17 protein-coding genes are annotated in these 18,474 nt (G+C 76.2%); 7 read left to right on the top strand and 10 right to left on the bottom strand.

Annotated elements, in window-relative coordinates; genetic code table 11:
• Positions 1-31 precede the first annotated feature (31 nt).
• From ACFYZY_RS15040 to ACFYZY_RS15015, 6 genes are all read right to left on the bottom strand, one after another.
• On the bottom strand, positions 32-775 hold the full coding sequence (locus tag ACFYZY_RS15040; protein ID WP_388693569.1) for a spherulation-specific family 4 protein: 744 nt from the start codon (positions 773-775) through the stop codon (positions 32-34).
• Positions 763-1,734 carry an NAD-dependent epimerase/dehydratase family protein gene (locus ACFYZY_RS15035; RefSeq protein ID WP_388693567.1) on the bottom strand — a complete coding sequence of 324 codons (972 nt, stop codon included), beginning with the start codon at positions 1,732-1,734 and terminating at the stop codon, positions 763-765. The genes ACFYZY_RS15040 and ACFYZY_RS15035 overlap by 13 nt, the downstream gene beginning before the upstream one ends.
• Positions 1,735-1,864: 130 nt before the next feature.
• Positions 1,865-3,427, bottom strand: coding sequence for a hypothetical protein (locus ACFYZY_RS15030; protein WP_388693565.1), 1,563 nt, complete (start codon positions 3,425-3,427; stop codon positions 1,865-1,867).
• On the bottom strand, positions 3,420-5,144 hold the full coding sequence (locus ACFYZY_RS15025) for a glycosyltransferase (RefSeq protein ID WP_388693563.1): 1,725 nt from the start codon (positions 5,142-5,144) through the stop codon (positions 3,420-3,422). Before ACFYZY_RS15025 ends, ACFYZY_RS15030 begins: the two co-directional genes overlap by 8 nt.
• 429 nt (positions 5,145-5,573) lie before the next feature.
• Positions 5,574-6,950, bottom strand: a complete 1,377-nt coding sequence (locus ACFYZY_RS15020) for a DUF3152 domain-containing protein (protein WP_388693561.1) — start codon at positions 6,948-6,950, stop codon at positions 5,574-5,576.
• Between the two features lie 8 nt (positions 6,951-6,958).
• The gene (locus ACFYZY_RS15015; RefSeq protein ID WP_388693559.1) at positions 6,959-7,924 is read right to left on the bottom strand and encodes an alpha/beta fold hydrolase; all 966 of its coding nucleotides are present in this window, start codon (positions 7,922-7,924) and stop codon (positions 6,959-6,961) included.
• A gap of 152 nt (positions 7,925-8,076) precedes the next feature.
• On the opposite strand from ACFYZY_RS15015, the gene ACFYZY_RS15010 reads away from it, so the two are divergent.
• The 4 genes from ACFYZY_RS15010 (at position 8,077) to ACFYZY_RS14995 (ending at position 9,929) form a co-directional block, all read left to right on the top strand.
• Positions 8,077-8,295 (top strand): hypothetical protein, encoded by a 219-nt coding sequence (locus tag ACFYZY_RS15010; protein ID WP_388693557.1) that lies wholly within the window; start codon positions 8,077-8,079, stop codon positions 8,293-8,295.
• A 165-nt stretch (positions 8,296-8,460) separates the two neighbouring features.
• Positions 8,461-9,120, top strand: a complete 660-nt coding sequence (locus ACFYZY_RS15005; protein WP_388693555.1) for a TetR/AcrR family transcriptional regulator — start codon at positions 8,461-8,463, stop codon at positions 9,118-9,120.
• Between the two features lie 139 nt (positions 9,121-9,259).
• Positions 9,260-9,487 carry a DUF3107 domain-containing protein gene (locus ACFYZY_RS15000; RefSeq protein ID WP_388693553.1) on the top strand — a complete coding sequence of 76 codons (228 nt, stop codon included), beginning with the start codon at positions 9,260-9,262 and terminating at the stop codon, positions 9,485-9,487.
• 172 nt (positions 9,488-9,659) lie between these two features.
• Positions 9,660-9,929: a hypothetical protein gene (locus ACFYZY_RS14995; RefSeq protein ID WP_388693552.1), complete on the top strand. Its 270-nt coding sequence runs from the start codon at positions 9,660-9,662 to the stop codon at positions 9,927-9,929.
• A 125-nt stretch (positions 9,930-10,054) separates the two neighbouring features.
• Here the strand turns inward: ACFYZY_RS14995 and ACFYZY_RS14990 are convergent, their stop codons facing one another.
• Positions 10,055-10,777, bottom strand: a complete 723-nt coding sequence (locus ACFYZY_RS14990; RefSeq protein ID WP_388693550.1) for a ferritin-like fold-containing protein — start codon at positions 10,775-10,777, stop codon at positions 10,055-10,057.
• A 487-nt stretch (positions 10,778-11,264) separates the two neighbouring features.
• Between ACFYZY_RS14990 and ACFYZY_RS14985 the strand changes: the two genes are divergently transcribed.
• Both ACFYZY_RS14985 and ACFYZY_RS14980 read left to right on the top strand, forming a co-directional pair.
• Positions 11,265-14,117 (top strand): DEAD/DEAH box helicase, encoded by a 2,853-nt coding sequence (locus ACFYZY_RS14985; RefSeq protein WP_388693613.1) that lies wholly within the window; start codon positions 11,265-11,267, stop codon positions 14,115-14,117.
• A gap of 172 nt (positions 14,118-14,289) precedes the next feature.
• Positions 14,290-15,177, top strand: a complete 888-nt coding sequence (locus ACFYZY_RS14980) for an alpha/beta hydrolase (RefSeq protein WP_388693549.1) — start codon at positions 14,290-14,292, stop codon at positions 15,175-15,177.
• Here ACFYZY_RS14980 and ACFYZY_RS14975 read toward each other — a convergent pair.
• Complete coding sequence (locus ACFYZY_RS14975) at positions 15,161-16,090, bottom strand: NYN domain-containing protein (RefSeq protein WP_388693547.1); 930 nt, start codon at positions 16,088-16,090, stop codon at positions 15,161-15,163. The genes ACFYZY_RS14980 and ACFYZY_RS14975 overlap by 17 nt on opposite strands.
• A gap of 174 nt (positions 16,091-16,264) precedes the next feature.
• Between ACFYZY_RS14975 and ACFYZY_RS14970 the strand changes: the two genes are divergently transcribed.
• Positions 16,265-16,417 (top strand): hypothetical protein, encoded by a 153-nt coding sequence (locus ACFYZY_RS14970; RefSeq protein WP_388693545.1) that lies wholly within the window; start codon positions 16,265-16,267, stop codon positions 16,415-16,417.
• Between the two features lie 120 nt (positions 16,418-16,537).
• Here ACFYZY_RS14970 and ACFYZY_RS14965 read toward each other — a convergent pair whose 3' ends face one another.
• The gene (locus ACFYZY_RS14965) at positions 16,538-17,143 is read right to left on the bottom strand and encodes a MarC family protein (RefSeq protein ID WP_388693543.1); all 606 of its coding nucleotides are present in this window, start codon (positions 17,141-17,143) and stop codon (positions 16,538-16,540) included.
• Between the two features lie 338 nt (positions 17,144-17,481).
• Entirely contained in the window at positions 17,482-18,348 is an 867-nt protein-coding gene (locus ACFYZY_RS14960; RefSeq protein WP_388693541.1) for a PHP domain-containing protein, read from the bottom strand.
• Between the last annotated feature and the right edge of the window lie 126 nt (positions 18,349-18,474).

The following is an 18,474-nucleotide window of genomic DNA, read 5'->3' as shown; positions in this document are numbered from 1 at the left end:
TGTTCTCCCCGTAACACTGCCACGCCCCTTCTCATTCCGAGACACCCGTTCCGATCCGCGAGACGATTTCGTCCCAGTAGCCGGGCAGGGAGTGAAACGCGGCGGTTTGTCCCGGTGCCCCCGTGCGGTCGGTGAAGAAGATCGTCCCGGCGCCCTGCCAGCGGGCGATCCGCAGGGCCTCCTCCAGGTGGGTGCGCGGGACGCCGTGCACGAGGTGGACGAACTTCGCCTCCGTGTACGCGGCGGTCCACTCGGCCACCTGCGACCAGCGGTAGTCCGCCCAGGCGCCGGAGAACGTCACCAGCTGGTCGGCGGTCTCGGCGTACCCGGGATGGGGGTGGGTGCCGTGGCCGAGGACGAGGTGGGACTCGCCGCCGGGACCCGCCCCCAGGGCGGTGGCGACCCGCCGGACCCCGGCCAGGTCGGCCCGGTCGGCGGGACAGCGGTCCAGGTAGTGACCGTCCACCCGGTACCAGTCGAGGAAGCGGTGGGCGTCCGACATCAGCTCCCCGAAGGGCCGGGTGCCGTACGCGGCGTCGAGGTGCCCGAGGACCCTGACCCCGGCCTCGCGGAGCCGCCCGGCCGCTTCCAGGCAGTGCGGGTCGGGGCGGCTGCCCGGTCCCTCCGCCACGTTGAGCACCGCCCAGTGCAACGGGGTGCCGGGGCGGGTCAGTTCGCCCCACTCGACGGGGGCGAGCAGCGGGTGGGCATAGCCGGGGACGCCCACGCCGAGCGCCCGGACCGACCCCGCGGCGGTGGCCGTCAGATGCGACACGCCGCCTCCATCCAGATGTCCGCGAGCGACTCCTCCAGGTTGATCCGGGGCCGCCAGCCGAGCCGGTCGCGGGCGGTGCGCACGTCGGCCTGCTGCCAGGGACCGCAGCCGTCGGGGTACGGGTAGGGGGCGGAGGCCAGCTGGTCGGCGACGGTCCCCTCGGTGCGGGGGGCGCCGATCACGGGGCGCTGCGGGCCGCCGTGCGGGACGTCCAGCTCGTTCAGGTTGCCCGCGTAGCCGGCGACCCGGGCCAGGACGGCGGCGGCGTCGCGGAGCCGGACCGCGCGGCCGGTGCCGATGTTGACGACGCCCTGGGCGGCGGAGAGCGAGGCGGCGTGGACGGCCCGCGCCACGTCCCGCACGTCCACGAAGTCCCGCTGCACGCCGAGGCCGCTGAGCTTCAGCTCGCCGTCCCCGGCCTGCATCGCCCGGCGCATCGCCTCGGCGAGGCGGCCGAGCGGGGAGCCGGCGGGGGTGCCGGGGCCGACCGGCGAGAAGACCCGCAGGACGACGGCGTCGAGCGCCGAGCCGAGGACGAGTTCGGTCGCGGCCAGCTTGGACACGCCGTACGGGCCGCCGGGGCGGGGCACGGCGTCCTCGGCGGTGGAGGAGCCGGGCTGGCTGGGCCCGTACTCCGAGGCGCAGCCGACCTGGACGAGCCGGGCGCCGCAGCCGCTGCGGCGCAGGGCCTCGCAGACGGTGGCGACGGCGACGGTGTTGTGCCGGGTCAGCTCGCGGGCGCCGCCCCGGGTGGCGCCCGCGCAGTTGACGACGACGCCGGGATGGACGGCGTCCAGGAACCGGGTGAGCGCGCCGGGGCTGCCGGACGCGAGGTCGAAGCGCACGTCGGCGTCGTCGCCCCGGCCGAGGGCGGTGAGGTGGACGGCCGGGTCGGCGAGCAGCCGGTCGGCGACGAAGCGGCCGATGAAGCCGTTGGCTCCGAGCAGTAGCACCCTCATCGCGCGGCCCCTTCGTGCCGACCGGCCGGTGCTGTGGGTCGAGGGGTCATGGTCTTCGTTCTCCTTGCGGGGTGAGGGAAGGGGGGGTGGGGCGCGCCCGCGGCGTCGGCTCCTCGGGTGCGCGGGGGATTCACGGGGCGGTGTGGGCGGAGGCCCGGGTGAGGACGCCGGTCGCGTGGGCCAGGAGGCCGAGCGCGGCGGCGCCGCAGACGAGGGTGGGTACGGCCCCGAGGCCCCAGGCGCCGACGACGGCGCGCACCGGGACGGCGAGCGCGTCGAAACCGGGGAGGGGGAGGCGGGAGGAGAGGACGCTCGCGGGGGCGAGGGCCTCGGCGGCGCAGGCGGCGGCGAGGGCGGCGGTGGCCGTCTCGGGGAAGCCGTGCGCGGTCAGGAGCCGGGCGAGCAGGAGGAGCGCGCCGAGGGCGAAGGCCCCGGGGCTGAACCCGGTGGGGCCCAGCAGGGCGGCGAGGGCCAGGAGGTGGAGCGCCACGGTGCCCAGGAGCAGCCTCCGGGCGGAGGCGGCGAAGTCGGCGAGGCCCCGGCTGGCGGCGATCCGGCGGCGGACCCGGAGGGTGAAGAGGTGGGCGCACCAGGCGGCCGGGGCCACCGCGAGGGCGAGGCCGAGGAGGGGCCCGGGGGTCAGCTCCCAGAGGTCGTCGGGGCCGCCGCTGAGCACCTCGGCCAGGAATCCGTCGCCGCCGGCCGCGTACGCCAGGAGCCAGAGGGTCCAGAGGCCGGCGGCGGGCACGGTCCGGCCGCCGGGGGCGCCGAGGGGGCCGCGCCGGACGGCGAGGAGGAGCGCGCCGCCGAGGCCGAGGGCCCCGGCGGCTCCGACGGCGAGGCGTACGGTCCCGTGGGTGGTGCCGAGCCCGAGCCCGGTGAGCGCGGCGGCGGCGCCGGGCGCGAGCACGGCGAGCGCCCAGGGGGCGACGGCCTCCCGCCGGGGCGCGGGGGGCACGGTCTCCTCCCGGCCGCGCGGCACGCGCGCGTACAGCTCCTCGGCGAGCGAGAACACGTCCCGGTGCCGGTAGCGCGCGGCGGTCCGGTCGGTGAACCCCCGCGCTTCGAGCCCGGCGGCGATCTCCAGCGGGTCGACGGCCCGTTCGCACAGCTCCCGGTGCCGGTGCATGAGCACCCTGACGGGGTCGGCGGTGCCCCGGCGGGGGCGGGGGGCGGCGGGGGCCGCCGGGACCGGGGCCGGCGTTCCGGCGGCGGGTCCGTCCGTGCCCGGGACCGCGGGGACGGGTACGGCTCCGGGGGCGGTCGCGGCCGGGAGCGGGGGTCCGGGGACGGCGGCGGCCTCCGCGGTGGGGCCGTGCGGGGCGCGGGCGGGGGCGGAGGCCGGTCCCGGTCCGTCGGGTTCCCCGGGCCGCCGGGCGGTTCCGGGCCCGCTCCGGTCGTCCCGCGCTCCCTCCGCGCCGACCCCGGCCGGGGCGGTGCCGGTGCCGCTCTCCGCCGGCGCGGTGCCGGCCGCGGGTTCCGGGGCGCTGTCGTCCCCGCCTCCGGAACGGGTCGGCGTCCGGGTCGTGTCGGGCCGCGGGGACGTCGCCGTGACCGCCCCCGGGGCCGGGGCTATCCCGGCCGGCGGGGCGTCGACGGCGGGCGTGCCGAGGAGGACCTCGGAGCGGGCGTCCCGGGTTCCGGGACCGGTCGGGGCGGCGGGGCCGCGCATGGGGGTGCCTCCTTCAGGCATCGGGGGCTCCTGTCCCCGCCGTCACGTTCTTGTGGGCCCAGCTGCCCGGCACGTGGGCCTCGGCGGGGTGGGCGAAGAGGGCCCCGTCCCCGGGCCGGTGGCGCACCGGCGCGTGGGAGAGGAGTTCGAGGTAGAGGGAGCGGAACGCGGCGAGGTTCTGCTCGACGGTGAAGAGTTCGAGCGCGCGGGCGCGGGCGGCGGCGCCGAGCCGGTGCCGGCGCCCGGGGTCGCGGAGCAGCGCGAGGCACGCGTCGGAGAGCGCCCGGGGGTTGCGCGGCGGCACGACGAGCCCGGTGCCGCCGACGATCTCCACGACCGCGCCGACGTCGGTCGAGACGGTGGCCCGCGCGCAGAACATGGCCTCCACCAGACCCGCCGGGAAGCCCTCGACCACGCTGGAGAGGACGACGACCGCACCGGAGGCGTACGTGTCCTCCAGGGTGGGCGCCTCCGGGCTTCCCAGCTCTTCGAAGGCGACGGGGTTCTCCCCGACGGCGTACGCCCCGGTGGCCTCGTCGGGGAAGAGCTGCGCGGCGAGCCCCCGGCAGTGGGCGAGGTACGCGTCGGCGCCCGGGTCCCGTACGGGCACGGTGACGACGCGCAGCCGGGCGTCGGGCTGCCGGGAGCGGAGCTCCGCGAAGGCGTGCAGCAGGGCGACGAGGTCCTTGGCGGGATCGGGGCGGCCGACCCAGAGCAGGGTGGCGGGGTCGCCGCTCTCCTCGTCCTCCCCCACCGCGTCGAAGCGGTCGGTCGCCATGCCGGGGTGGACGGTGCGGATGCGGTCCCGGTCGGCGCCGCACCTCTCCTGCCAGCGGCGGGTGTGGGCGTTGTCGGGGGTGAGCAGGGCGGCCTGCCGGTAGACCTCGCCGGTGAGCCGTCCGTGGAGGGCGGCCAGCAGGGTGCGCAGGGGCGCGGAGCGGTCGGCGCCGGCGGCCGAGAGGTAGTGGGAGCGGAGCCGGACGCCGTACTCGGTGACGAGCAGCGGGGTTCCGAAGAAGCGTTTGGCCAGCAGTCCGGGAAGGGCCGCGGTGCCTCCGGCGGTGGCGTGGCAGAGGTCGGCCGCACCGAGGGCGTCCTCCTCGTACCAGTCGTAGGAGAGGGGGCGCAGGGCGCGCTCCAGGTGCCCGGCGAAGGCCAGGTGGTCGGGGAGGCCGGCGGCGGCCGCGCCCCGGCGTGCGCCGGGCGCGCGACAGGCGGCTTCGAGGGTGCGCACGGCGTCGTCGGAGCGGAGCGCGCCGGGGAGTCCGCCGCGCTCGCGGGCGAGTCCGGCGAGCGCGTAGAGCCCTTCGGCGAAGGCGGCGGCGGAGTCCCCGGCGGCCGGGTGTTCCCCGGTGGTCGCGGGAGTCCCGGTGGTCGAGGGCCCCCCGGCCTCCTCCGCGTCCTCGGCGCAGACCCCCGTGACGAGCAGGCCGTACGCCTCGACGAAGCGGCGGCGGTCGCGGCGGCCGTAGGCACGGCGGGCCGCGCGGGGTTCGCCGAACACGGCCCGTTCGAAGCGGTTGCCGGTGGGGGCCGTGTCGCTCCCCGCCGGGTCCGCCGACCGGACGAGGCGGGCGTGGGCGGGCAGCGGCGGAAGGGCCCCGACGGAGGACGGGAGGCCGGTCGCGTAGAGGTCGAACCGGTGCTGTGCGAGCCCGCGCACGAGCCGTTCGCACCAGAGGTCCGCCTCACCGGTGGCGTACGGGTGGCCACCCTCCGTGAGCAGTGCGATCCGCACGTGTGCACCCCCGATCTCCCTTGACGGCGGCCCCCGTCGGTCCGGCGGCTCGCAGCGGGAAGAACGTAAGCGGAGAAGCCGGTGGCGGGGGGGGGGGGGGGGGGGGGGGGGGCCCCGCGCCGGGGGGGGGCGGCGGGGGGGGCCGGCGACCCCGCGGCCGCCCCCCCCCCCCCCGGGGGGGGGCCCCCGGGGGGGGGCGGGGGTCCCCGGGGGGGGTTCCGGGGCGGGGGCGGGGGGGGGCGCCGGGGGGGGGGCCCCCCCCCGCCACCGGAAGGGGTGAATGCTCGTAACTTTCCCGCCCCGATCGCGTTCCGCCGCGCTAAGCGGCGCGGCGTCGGGCGGGGGCCGGGCGGGCGGGGCCCGGCCGGGCGAGGGGGCCGCGACGGGGCGACCGGGGCGGACGCCCTCGGCCGCGGGGCGCCCCGGGCCTCAACTCCCGGGATGCACCCAGGGGTTGGGACGGCACGAAATGCCGTCGATGTCCAGGGACTTGGTCTGCTGCTGCATCACGGGGGCGAGCGCGCCCGGGGTGCGGCAGAGTTCGTGACCGTGGCCGAGCCGGTGCCCCACCTCGTGGTTGATGAGCATCTGCCGGTAGGCGTACATGGCCTTGGGCCCGAAGGTGACGGCGCCCTGGGCCCAGCGGAACGCGTTGATCATCACGCGCTCGGTGGAGGCGGAGTCGCAGGACACGTTGTCGACGGTCGTGTCGAGTCCGGACTTCCGGCACCAGTCGCCGGTGGTGCCGGGGCTGGCGAGCGTGATCACGAACCGCGCCTCGCCGCTGGAGACCCGCTCGAACGTCATCGCGCCGTCGCCGGCCCAGCTCCGCCGGTCGTTGAGGGTCTTCTGCACGGCGTCGGCGAAGAGCCGCGGATCGAGGCCGAGCCCCTTCTCCACGTCGACCCGGTACCGGATGAGCCTTCCCCTGCCCGGCGCCTTCTGGAAGCCGGGCACGACCTCGAAGACGCCGCTCCCCTTCAGCTTCGGGTCGATCGGGAACTGCCGGGTCATCAGCTGTTCGTACGTCGGCGCCGGGGTCTGCGCGGGGGTCGGGAGCGCCGGGGTGGAGCGGTCGTCGGAACGGGAGGCGGAGGCGTCGTCCGCGGCCCGCTCGGCCGGTCCCCCGGCGGCGCGGGCGGCGGACGGGGCCGCGCCCCGGTCGGTGACCTGTCCGGCGACGACGACGGCGAGGACGGTGGCGACGGCGGCGGCGGCGACGCCCGCGAGGGTGCGGCCGAGTCCGTTCCGGCCCGCCGGGGTCCCGGGACCGGGTGCGGAGCCGGTCCCGGGGTCCGGTTCGGCCCCGTCCCCGGGACGGGGCCCGGGGACGAACGACTCCCGGCCGTCGGTCCCTTCGGGCGCGGGGGGCCGGGCGGCACCGCGCCGGCCCGCGTACGGCGCGGGACGCGGGCCGCCCTCCTCGTCGTGCTGCGGATGCCCGCCCCGCACGGTCGCCGTCCCCCGGCCGGAATCGCCGCGCGCGGGGGCGCGGCCGAAGGCGGGGGTGCCGTGCGCGGGGGTGCCGTGGCGCGGGCCCCCGGAACCGGGAGCCGAACCGGGCCCCCCGTGGACCGGCGTACCGTGCGCGGGAGTCCCCGGCGCCCCGCTCCCCCCATCCGGTGTCCCGTGCGCCGGCGTGCCCGTCCGGTCCCGGCCGTCGCCGGTCGCGGGCCTGCGGCGGCGCCCCGTCCCGGGGGCCTGCCCGGCGGCCGGTTCCGGCTCCGTCCCCGGCCGTGCGTCCGTCTCCCGCCGCCCGGTGTCGGCCACCGGGGACGCGGAGCCCTTGCGACTGTGTCGTCCCACGCCCCGGATCAGCTCCCGCCGTGATCGGCGATCAGTTCCCGGACGGCCTGGGCGACCGTCTCGGGGTACTCCATCATCGCCACGTGCCCCGCGTCGGGGAGGGTGAGCAGGCGCGAGCCGCCGAAGGCGGCGGCCGCCTTCAGCGCCGTGCGGTACGAGACGAGCCGGTCGCGCCTGCCGTAGACGAGCAGCGTCGGCGCGAGGACCCGTTCGGCCTGGCGCCACAGCCCGTGCTGCCCGCCGAGGGTGTACGCGTCGACGATGCCGCGCGAGGAGCGGGCCATCGCGTCCCAGAAGTACGGCAGCCGCAGGCGCCGCTCCATCTCCTCGACCGCGTGCAGGAAGCCCTCGTCGGTCACCCGGCCGGGGTCGCCGTAGCAGAGTGCCATGACACCGCGTACCCGCTGTTCGGCCGTCCAGTCCCTGGTGAGCTTCGCGAAGAAGGAGGGGACGCCGGGCAGCGCGAGCAGCGCGGTGGGCCAGGCGGTGCGCTGGGCCCGCAGCTCGGGCAGGGCCGGGGAGACCAGGGTCAGGGTGCGGACCAGGTCGGGCCGGACGGCGGCGACGCGGGTGGCGACGGCGCCGCCCAGCGAGTTGCCGATCAGGTGGACCGGACCGCGCGCCCCGGAGTCGAGGAGGCGGATGACGGCGCGGGCGTGCCCGGTGACCGAGTAGTCGCCGTCGCCGGGCGGCGGGGAGACGCCGAAGCCGGGCAGGTCGACGGCCTCGCCGTCCACGACGTCCGCGAGCAGCGGCATCAGGGCGGACCAGTTCTGCGAGGAGCCGCCGAGGCCGTGGACGTACAGGGCGGGCGGCAGGCCGGGCCGGTCGCCGGGCCGGGAGCGCACGGTGAGGCGGAGGCCGGGCAGCGTGACGGAGCGGAGCTCCTCGCCTTCGGCGACCCGTACGGCACGGGACCGGGGCGCGGACGGTGCGGCGGCGGTCCGGGTTTCGGGCGGCTCGGTCGAGGACATGGGCGCAATATTACGAGACGATCACGCGCGCCCGTGTGTGGGTGCGGTCACAAGTGCGTACGAAGTGCGTGTGCGCCGGGGCACGTGTGCTCCTACGCTCGAAGGGAAGCCGTCGGAGAGGACCCCCTTCGCCCCGCGCGGAAAGGAACCGCATGACTGTCGATCCGACCGAGCCGGACACGTTCACCGAGGAAGAAGAGGTCGTCGTGCTGCACGAGGAGACGCCGGAGGCGGACGCCGCCGAACAGCACACGGAGCTGCGCCCCGAGGAGGACGAGCCGCTGACCCACGTCGAGCGCGAATCGGCGAACGAGGCGGACGCCGCCGAGCAGGCGCGGGTGGTCGCCCTGGACGAGGACGACTACCGCTGACGTCCGCGTCCGCCACCGGTCCCCCGTTCCGTTTCCCGCACCGCGTGTCGACCGGGGCGTCCGCTCCGTGAAATCCTGCGTCCGCACCGCGCACAGCCGGGTTACCCGAAAGTACGATGGCGGCGCGTCGCCACCGCGCGCATGGATCGACATTTGGGAGGCCGCGTGAGCGCCATCGAGCAGACAGAGGCAGCACGCCCCCGGGGCACGCGCCTGCCGCGACGTGCCCGGCGGAACCAGCTCCTCGGCGCGGCCCAGGAGGTCTTCGTCGCCCAGGGGTACCACTCCGCCGCGATGGACGACATCGCCGAGCGGGCGGGGGTCAGCAAGCCGGTGCTCTACCAGCACTTCCCGGGGAAGCTGGAGCTCTACCTCGCCCTGCTCGACCAGCACTGCGAGTCCCTCCTCCTCGCGGTGCGCACGGCCCTGGCGTCGACCACGGACAACAAGCTCCGGGTGGCGGCGACGATGGACGCGTACTTCGCCTACGTCGAGGACGAGGGCGGCGCGTTCCGCCTGGTCTTCGAGTCCGACCTGACGAACGAGCCGGCCGTGCGCGAGCGCGTGGACCGGGTCAGCCTCCAGTGCGCCGAGGCGATCTCCGAGGTGATCGCCGAGGACACCGGCCTGTCCGAGGACGAGTCGATGCTGCTCGCCGTGGGACTCGGCGGCGTCTCCCAGGTCGTCGCCCGCTACTGGCTGTCGAGCGAGTCCCCCATCCCGCGCGACAAGGCGGTGGAGCTGCTGACCTCGCTGGCCTGGCGCGGCATCGCGGGCTTCCCGCTGCACCCGGCCGACGGGCAGCTCAGCGCCGAGGGGCACTGATCCCGGAGGGGCCCGTGCCCCCGGTTGTTCGCTCCTGGCGTGCGGCCGTCGAGCCGTACGCGTCCCCTCGCCGGGCTAATGTGTGCAGCGTACGGCGCGGGTAGATCGCGCAACGCTGACCGTTCGGAGGGACATAGCCGTGGAGGTCAAGATCGGCGTGCAGCACGCGCCCCGGGAGATCGTTCTGGAGAGCGGGCAGTCCGCCGAGGAGGTCGAGCGCGCGGTTGCCGACGCGCTGGCCGGCAAGGCGCAGCTGCTCAGCCTCGCGGACGAGAAGGGCCGCAAGGTCCTCATCCCGGCCGACAGGATCGCGTACGTGGAGCTCGGTGAGCCCACCGTCCGCCGCGTGGGTTTCGGCGCGCTCTGAAACCCCGGACACACGGCAGGGGCCCGGCCGGACCGTCTCGGTCCGCCGGGCCCCTGCCGCATGTCCGTACGCGCACGTCGGGGGGTACGGAAGGATTGTGCGCCGGGGGCCACGGGTAGGAAGGACCTCGACCGCACCGTCCGCCCCGCACCCCTCGCGAGGTGATCCCCCCGTGTATCTGGAAGCCCTCGGTTCCGCCCTGCTCGGTCTCGTTCTGGCCTGGGCCGCCCTGCACCGGCTGCCCGGCCGTCTTCCCGGCCGGGGGCCCGTCCTCGTCACCGGCGGCCTGGGCGGGGTGTTCGGCGCGTTCGTCACCCACGGGGCGCTCGGCCCCGGCCACTCCCTCGCCACCCTGGTGGGCGCCGCCGCGGTGGCGGCGGTCGTCCTCTCGCTCCTGATCCGCCCGGCCTCGCGGCGCCTGCGCCGATCAGCCGCGGTGTGAACGGCGCCGCCCCGCCCTCCGTACGGAGCCGTCCGGCCGTGCGGCGCGGGGCGGACGGTTCCGTGCGGCGCGGGGCGGGTGGCTCCGTACGGGAGACGGGGCGGGTGGTTCCGTACGGCGCGTGATCAGGCGGCGAGGCCCAGCGCGGCCATCCGCTTGGTGTGCGCCTCGGTGATCCGGGAGAACATGCGCCCGACCTCCGCGAGGTCGAAGCCGTCCGCGACGCCGCCGACCAGCATGGTCGAGAGGGCGTCCCGCTCGGCGACCACGCGCTGGGCCTGGGAGAGCGCCTCGCCCATCAGGCGGCGCGCCCAGAGCGCGAGCCGGCCGCCGACGCGCGGGTCGGCGTCGATCGCGGCGCGGACCTTCTCCACGGCGAAGTTCCCGTGGCCGGTGTCGTCGAGCACGGAGAGGACCAGGCCCCGGGTGTCGGAGTCGAGCCGGGCCGCGACCTCGCGGTAGAAGTCGCTGGCGATCGAGTCGCCCACGTACGCCTTGACCAGGCCCTCCAGCCAGTCCGACGGCGCGGTCTGGCGGTGGAAGTCGTCGAGCGCCTTCGCGAAGGGCTCCATGGCCTCCGTCGGCTCCGCGTCGACGGCCGCGAGCCGGTTCCGCAACTGCTCGAAGTGGTGGAACTCGGCCGAGGCCATCTTCGCCAGCTCCGCCTTGTCCGCGAGGGTGGGCGCCAGCTTGGCGTCCTCGGCGAGCCGCTCGAAGGCCGCCAGCTCTCCGTAGGCCAGGGCGCCGAGGAGGTCGACGACGGCGGCGCGGTACTGCGGCTCGGCGGATGCCGTCGCCCAGTCCTTGGCGGCGATCCCGGTGGGTGTGGCGTTGTCAGGCGTCTCCATGCAGCGCACAATAGCCCGCCCGCGTACCCGTGGAAGGTCCTGGTCAGTCAGTGTGACCGCGCCCTCATCCCGTTTCCACCCGACACACATGCGCGATTCCGGGGTACAGTGATAAGGCGCCTGCCGAGTATGCGGACATGCTTTCGCACGTTCGGACGTACCCGGTGGGCCGACGCATGAATGAGGATGCCCGGTCGGTGGCCCGATCGGCTCCGGCCCGACAGCCCTTCCGGCGGACCCCGCGGAAGGGTCACCCTCAGCGGTACGACGCTCGAGCGACGGCAGTGGTCCCGTGCCACCCGGCGGCGGTCTTTCCGACCGGGCCGGCAGTGTACCGGCACGGTACGACCCCCTTCGTTCGCCTCGCACCGCGTCTCACAGAAGAGGCAGCACCCTGACTACGACTTTCCGAGAGCTCGGAATCCTTCCCGAGACGGCCGAGGCCCTTGAGGCCGTCGGCATCGTGAACCCCTTCCCCATCCAGGAGATGACCCTCCCGGTCGCCCTCACCGGCACCGACGTCATCGGCCAGGCCAAGACCGGCACGGGCAAGACCCTCGGCTTCGGCCTGCCGATCCTGCAGCGCGTGACGGTCCCCCTGGACGTCGAGGCCGGCCGGGCGAAGCCCGAGCAGCTCACCGACGCCCCGCAGGCGCTCGTCGTCGTCCCCACCCGCGAGCTGTGCCAGCAGGTCACCAACGACCTGCTGACCGCCGGCAAGGTGCGCAACGTCCGCGTGCTCGCCATCTACGGCGGCCGGGCGTACGAGCCGCAGGTCGAGGCGCTGCAGAAGGGCGTCGACGTCGTCGTCGGCACCCCCGGCCGCCTGCTCGACCTGGCCGGCCAGCGCAAGCTCGACCTCTCCCACGTCAGGGTCCTCGTCCTGGACGAGGCCGACGAGATGCTCGACCTGGGCTTCCTGCCCGACGTCGAGAAGATCATGAACATGCTTCCGGCGAAGCGCCAGACGATGCTCTTCTCGGCCACCATGCCGGGCGCGGTCATCGGCCTGGCCCGTCGCTACATGTCGCAGCCGACGCACATCCGCGCCACCTCGCCCGACGGCGAGGGCGTGACCGTCGCCAACATCAAGCAGCACGTCTACCGCGCCCACAACATGGACAAGCCGGAGCTGGTCTCCCGCATCCTCCAGGCCAACGGCCGCGGGCTCGCGATGATCTTCTGCCGTACGAAGCGCACGGCGGCCGACATCGCCGAGCAGCTGGAGCGCCGCGGCTTCGCCTCCGGCGCCGTCCACGGCGACCTCGGCCAGGGCGCCCGCGAGCAGGCGCTGCGCGCCTTCCGCAACGGCAAGGTCGACGTGCTCGTCTGCACCGACGTCGCCGCGCGCGGCATCGACGTCGAGGGCGTCACCCATGTCATCAACTACCAGACGCCGGAGGACGAGAAGACGTTCCTCCACCGCGTGGGCCGCACCGGCCGCGCGGGGGCGAAGGGCACGGCGGTGACGCTGGTCGACTGGGACGACATCCCGCGCTGGCAGCTCATCAACAAGGCGCTCGGCCTGGACTTCCACGACCCGGTCGAGACGTACTCCAGCTCCCCGCACCTCTTCGAGGAGCTGGACATCCCGGCCGGCACCAAGGGCGTCCTGCCCCGCGCCGAGCGGACCCGCGCGGGTCTGGGCGCGGAGGAGCTGGAGGACCTGGGCGAGCCCGGCGGCCGTCGCGGGCGCGGCCCGAAGACGGCGGAGAAGGCCGAGGAGGGCCCGGAGCGCACCCGGACCCCGCGCCAGCGCCGGCGCACCCGTGGCGGCGAGTCCGGTGACGCCCCGGCGGCACCGGCCACCCGTACCCCGGCCGCCGAGGCGCCGTCCGCCCCGGCCGTCGAGACGTCCGCCGACGAGGCCCCCGCCGAGTCCGGTCCGCGCACTCCGCGCCGCCGCCGTCGCACCCGCGTCGGCGTCCAGGGCTCCGCACCGGTCGCGCAGACCGTCCCCGCCTCCGCCGACCGGACGGCCCAGGCGGCCCCGGCGACGCGGACCGCTCCGGTCGCCGTCGCCGAGGCCCCGGCGGTCGTCGAGGAGCGCGGGACCGAGCAGCCGGCGAGGACCGAGGAGCGGCGGAGCGAGGAGCCGAAGGCCCCCCGCCGCCGTGCCCGCGCCGCCCGCCCGGAGCCCGCTCCGGCCGTTCGGACCCCCGCGGCTCCGGCGGCTCCCGCCGACCGGACGCCGTCCCTCGCGGCGCGCCGCCGTCGCGCCCGTGTGGCGCGTCAGGTCGAGGACGCCGTCTCCTTCCAGACGCCCGAGACCGCCGCGGCGGCCCTCCGGGCGAACCCCGTGGCCGGGACCCCGGCCGTCGTGACGGAGCCGAAGGCCGGGGAGCCGGGCAGGAGCGAGGAGCCGAAGAGGACCTCGCGCCGCCGCACCGCCGGGAAGCCCGCCGCCGAGCCGGTCGTGGAGACCGTCGCGGCCGTCGCGCCCCCCGCTCCGGTGGCCGAGCCCGTCGTGGCCGTCACCGAGGACCCGGCCGGGACCTCCGCCGAGGTGCCGGCTCCGCGCCGCCGCCGCGCGGCCCGCAGGCCCGCCGGTTCGCCGGTGACCGCCGGGTCCCCGGCCGCCGAGGCCGTCGCCGAGCCGGTCGCCGCTCCGGCCGTGGAGGAGGCCCCCGCGCCCGCTCCGCGCCGTCGGCGCGCGGCCACGAGGGCCGCCGGTTCCCCGGCGTCCGCCGGGGCCGCGGCCGTCATCGTGGTCCCCGCCGTGACCCCGCCGGCCGCCGTCGAGGAGGCCCCCGAGGCCGCCCCGCGCCGCCGCGCCGTCCGGAAGGCCGCCGGTTCGCCGGTGGCCGGGGCCCCGGCCACCGGGACCGCCGACGCACCGGTGACCGCCGAGGCCACCGGGACGGCCCAGGCCGTCGAGGAAGCCCCCAAGGCTCCCCGCCGTCGCACGACGAAGAAGGCCGTGGCCGAACCCGTCGAGACGGCCGAGGCCGCCGGAACGGCCGAGGTCGCCGAGGAAGCTCCGAAGGCTCCCCGCCGCCGTACGACGAAGAAGGCCGTGGCCGAACCCGTCGCGGAAGCCGCCGGAACGGCCGAGGTCGCCGAGGAAGCCCCCAAGGCCCCGCGTCGTCGCACGACGAAGAAGGCCGTGGCCGAACCCGTCGAGACGGCCGAGGCCGCCGAGGAGGCCCCGAAGGCTCCTCGCCGCCGCACGACCAGGAAGACGGTCGCCGCCGAGGCTCCGGACGCCTCCGAGCCGAAGGCGCCGACCCGTCGTCGCACGACGAAGAAGGCGGCCGCCGAGCCGGTCGCCGAAGAGGCGCCGAAGGCGGCTCCGCGCCGCCGCACCACCAAGAAGACGGCGGCCCCGGCCGAGAGCTGAGCCCGTCCCGTCCCGCCACCGCGGCCCGGCCCCCCCCCGGGGGCCGGGCCGCGGTGGCGTCCGGGGTCCCGCCGACCGGGCGGCGCGCGGCGGCACGGCCGGGAACGCCCCGGTCGCGAGGCGCCTCCCGCCGGGCCGGACCGTCCCGCGCCCCGGCGGTTACAGTCCCTGTATGAGCAAGCCCCGGTCGCTGGTGTTGCCTCCCCGTACCCGTGTCCGCCGTCTGGAGACCGCGCGCGGGCCGTTCGCCGTGCTCGACGCGGAGCCGGCCGGCGAGCGGCGCGGGACGGTGCTGCTGCTGCCCGGGTACACGGGCAGCAAGGAGGACTTCCTGGCCCTCCTGGAGCCGCTGGGCGAGGCCGGGTACCGGGCCGTGGCCGTGGACGGCCGGGGGCAGAACGACACCCCGGGCCCCCGGGGCCGGGCCGCCTACCGCCGCAGGGCGCTCGCGCTCGACGCGGTGGCGCAGGCCGCCGCCCTGGGCGACGGGCCCGTCCATCTGCTCGGCCACTCGTTCGGCGGCCTGGTGGCCCGTGCGACGGTGGCGCTCGCGCCGGACGCCTTCCGCTCCCTCACCCTGCTCTCCTCGGGCGTCGGCCGGGTGTCCCGGCCGCAGCGGGTCCGGGTGCGGGCGCTGCGGACCGCGCTCGCGCTGCTGCCGAAGGACCGGGTCTGGCGGGCGATGTGCCGGCTGGACGGCCGGGGCGAGGAACCGGACACCGTCGACGTGCCGGAGGTCGCGGACTTCCTGCGGCGGCGGTGGGCGCGGACCCGGATCGCCCAGCTCAGGGGCGCCGGACGGCTGCTGCTCGACCGCCGGGACGGCACGGAGGAGCTGGTCGCGCTGCCGGCGCCGCTGCACTTCGCGTACGGGACGGACGAGATGGTCTGGTCGACGGCGGACCTCGCGGCGGCGGCGGCCCGTACCGGCGCGCACCACACGGTGATCGCGGGCGCGGGCCACTCCCCCAACGTGTCGCACCCCCGCGAGCTGGCGGACCGCCTCGTCGGCTTCTGGGAGCGGACGGCCGCGCCCGCCGGGGTCAGTACTGCGCCTTGAGGTGCTGCCAGAAGCCGTCCCGCAGGGCGCGCCGGAGCGGGGGGTGGCCCCGCAGGGAGCGGCTGAGCAGCCGCTCCGCCTCGACCAGGAGGTCCTGGTCGATCGTGCCGGGCAGGTAGGGCGCGCCGGGGAGGAGTTCGGCGAGCCGGTCGCGGCCCCGCTCCGCGATCCAGGTCGCCGCGATCCGGGCGCCGACGAAGCGCACCTCCTCGCGGGAGGGCGGCGGCTCGCCCTCGTTCTCGTACGTGGTGACGGGGCGGCGGGTGACGTAAGGGCGGCAGAAGTCCAGGTCGAAGGTGCGCTGGCTGTCGACCTCCCAGAGCAGCGCCTCGGCCTGGTTGCGGCCCTCGGCGGCCTCGATGCCCCAGAGGTGGACGCGGGCGCCGTAGCCCTGGGCGGCCTCGACGGCGGAGACCAGGTCCTCGTCGCCGCCGACGAGGGCGGCGTCGCTGATGGCGCGGTGGCGGGCGAGGGACTCCAGGTCCGTGCGGATGAGGGAGTCGACGCCCTTCTGCTGGTTGTTGGCGTTGAGGTTGCCGAGGCGGACCTTGACGTCGGGGAGTTCGGCGATGGCCTGCTGGTCGGGGGTGTGGATGCGGCGCCGGGCGCCGTCGTACCAGTAGACGCGCAGCAGCCTGCTGTCCGCGAAGATCGTGCGGGCCTTGTCGATGAACGCGTCGATGAGTCCTTCCGCGTCGAGGTCGAAGGAGCGCCGGTCCTCGGTGCCCGTCACCAGCAACCCGGCCGCAGCATGGACGTAACCCGCGTCGACGAAGATGGCGTGGGTGGAGGGGGTCTTGGCGACCTCGGCCAGCATCCGTCGGAGGAGCTCGTTGGTGCGCTCCAGACGTGCGTCGAGTGCGCGCAGGCGGGCGTCGGTCTCGGTCACCTGGGTGGTGTCTGCGTCGTTCATACGCGGCTCATTGTCCGCTGCGGACGGAGCGGTCGCCACACCCTCTACCCACCGGTAGTTAGACATCCGAAATTTTTCCTTAGCGTAAGGAATGTTTGCAGGGTGCACGTCGTTGTACAGATCAGTAACGCAGTTCTCCACCAGGAGGATCAACTCAGACGAAGGGAGAAGCCCGTGCGCTTCGAAATCCTGCGACTCGACGACGTCGACGGCACGCCCGTCGACCGGACGGTCGTGGACGCCGCCTCCGTCAACCGGATCGTGCAGCAGGCCGCCTCTGTCGGCCAGCGCATCTGGATCCGCCCCGCCGAGACCTCGGCCTCGTAACAGGCCCGGTCCACCCCACGCACCGCGCCCCCGCACGAACTCCGCGACGACGGAATCCGTACGGGGGCGCAGTGGTGTCCGGGCCCGGGGCTCCCGGTGCGCGACCGGGCCCCTCCGGGGTCAGGAGCCCCGGATCACCTGGGTGACGCCGTTGATGATCTGCTGGACGGCGATGGCGGAGAGCATCATGCCCGCGAGCCGGGTCACCAGGACCACGCCGCCGTCCTTGATGATCCGGATGATCACCAGCGAGTACCGCATGGTCAGCCAGAGGACGACGTGCATGGCGGCGATGGCGGTCCAGACGGAGAGCTGCGCGGCCGCGCCGTCGGCGTGCTGCACGGCGAGGATGACCGAGACGATCGCGCCGGGCCCGGCGAGCAGGGGCATGCCGAGCGGCACGAGGGCGACGTTGACGTCCTTGGTCTGCTGGGGCTCGTCGGTCTTCCCGGTGAGCAGGTCGAGCGCGATGAGCAGCAGGAGCAGCCCGCCCGCGATCATCAGCGCGGGGACGGAGACGTGCAGGTACGCCAGGATCTGCTGGCCCATGACGCCGAAGACGGCGATGACGCCGAAGGCGACGGCGACGGCCTGCCAGGCCATCCGGCGCTGCACCTTGGCCGGGCGGCCGGAGGTGAGGGCGAGGAAGATCGGGGTGATCCCGGGAGGGTCCATGATCACGAAGAGGGTGAGGAACAGCGAGCCGAAGACGGCGACGTCGAACACGGTGGGGTGCCTTGCGGGAGAGGTGGAACGGTGGGGTGTGGCCCCGGGGACGGAATGCTGGATTCCGGCTCCGGGGCAGGGGCGGTGCCGTCCCCGTGCGGCGCGTGACCGCGCGGGGGACGGACCGGGAGAAGGGGCGGGAGCCTCCGTACGGGCCGGGGCGGCGGTCCACCGGCACGGCCGGGCACGGAACGGGGCGGCGGACCGCCCTCCCCCGGGACCGGCTCACGGGGGAGACGGTCCCGCGGGACCCGGACCGGCCGGAACCGCCGGCCCGGAGCGCGCCGGGGAAGCGCCGCCGTCCGCCCGAGGGCGGACGGGGCCTTGCGGAGTGCGCCCTAGGAGGCGGCCGGTCCCCCGGCGCCGGGGACCGGGAAGGCCCCCGCCGCCCGGCGGGTGATCTCGCCGTAGATCTCGGGGTCGGTGGTGTACTCGCCGAGGCGGCAGGTCTTGCGGCTGCCGTGGTAGTCGCTGGAGCCGGTGGTCAGCAGGCCCAGCTCCTTCGCGAGCCCGCGCAGCCGCGCCCGCGTCGCCTCGTCGTGGTCCATGTGGTCGACCTCGACGCCGTCGAGCCCGGCCTCGGCGAGCCGGGCTATCGAGGCTTCCGGCAGCACCCGGCCGCGCTTGGCGGCGAGCGGGTGGGCGAAGACGGTGACGCCTCCGGCCGCCTTGACGAGACGGATCGCCTCGACCGGGTCCAGCTCGTGCTTGCCGACGTGCGCCCGGCCGCCGTCGGCGAGCCAGTCGGGCGTGAAGGCGGCGGACACGTCCGGTACGACCCCGAGCTCGACCAGGGCCTCGGCGACGTGCGGGCGGCCCACGGAGCCGTCGCCGGCGATCCGGGCCACCTGCTCCCAGGTGACGGGGACGCCCAGCTCCCGGAGCTTGTCCACCATGGCTCGGGCGCGCGGCACCCGGTCGTCCCGGACGAGTTCGCGCTCGGCGAGGAGCGCCGGCTCCTCGGGGTCGAAGAGGTACGCGAGCAGGTGCAGGCCGGTCCCGTCCATCCGGCAGGACAGCTCGGCCCCGGTGACGAGGGTCAGTCCGGCGGGCAGCGCGGCGACGGCCTCGGCGTGGCCGCGGGTGGTGTCGTGGTCCGTGAGGGCGACGACGTCGAGCCCGGCCGCGGCCGCGTTCCTGACCAGTTCGGCCGGGGTGTCCGTGCCGTCGGAGGCCGTGGAGTGGGTGTGCAGGTCGATGCGCACGACGCGGTGCTCCGGGGCTCGGGACGGACGGGGGACGCTTCAGCATAACGGGCGAATCGAACACACCCGTACGGAGGCGCCCGGACGGAACCGCCCCGCGACGGCGTCCGTACGGGCCCCGGACGC

The sequence above is a fragment of the Streptomyces sp. NPDC001744 genome (genome assembly GCF_042892575.1).
GTDB lineage: Bacteria > Actinomycetota > Actinomycetes > Streptomycetales > Streptomycetaceae > Streptomyces.
The sequence above is the reverse complement of the archived record's forward strand: the minus strand, read 5'-3'. Positions and strand labels throughout refer to the sequence as shown.

What these genes read in the sequence shown, in the direction of transcription:
- ACFYZY_RS15010 (WP_388693557.1), top strand. Translation starts at nt 8,077, where the DNA reads ATGACTGTCGATCCGACCGAGCCGGACACGTTCACCGAGGAAGAAGAG.
- ACFYZY_RS15030 (WP_388693565.1), bottom strand. Translation starts at nt 3,427, where the DNA reads ATGCCTGAAGGAGGCACCCCCATGCGCGGCCCCGCCGCCCCGACCGGT.
- ACFYZY_RS15015 (WP_388693559.1), bottom strand. Translation starts at nt 7,924, where the DNA reads ATGTCCTCGACCGAGCCGCCCGAAACCCGGACCGCCGCCGCACCGTCC.
- ACFYZY_RS14985 (WP_388693613.1), top strand. Translation starts at nt 11,265, where the DNA reads ATGACCCTCCCGGTCGCCCTCACCGGCACCGACGTCATCGGCCAGGCC.
- ACFYZY_RS14975 (WP_388693547.1), bottom strand. Translation starts at nt 16,090, where the DNA reads ATGAACGACGCAGACACCACCCAGGTGACCGAGACCGACGCCCGCCTG.
- ACFYZY_RS15035 (WP_388693567.1), bottom strand. Translation starts at nt 1,734, where the DNA reads ATGAGGGTGCTACTGCTCGGAGCCAACGGCTTCATCGGCCGCTTCGTC.
- ACFYZY_RS14980 (WP_388693549.1), top strand. Translation starts at nt 14,290, where the DNA reads ATGAGCAAGCCCCGGTCGCTGGTGTTGCCTCCCCGTACCCGTGTCCGC.
- ACFYZY_RS14990 (WP_388693550.1), bottom strand. Translation starts at nt 10,777, where the DNA reads ATGGAGACGCCTGACAACGCCACACCCACCGGGATCGCCGCCAAGGAC.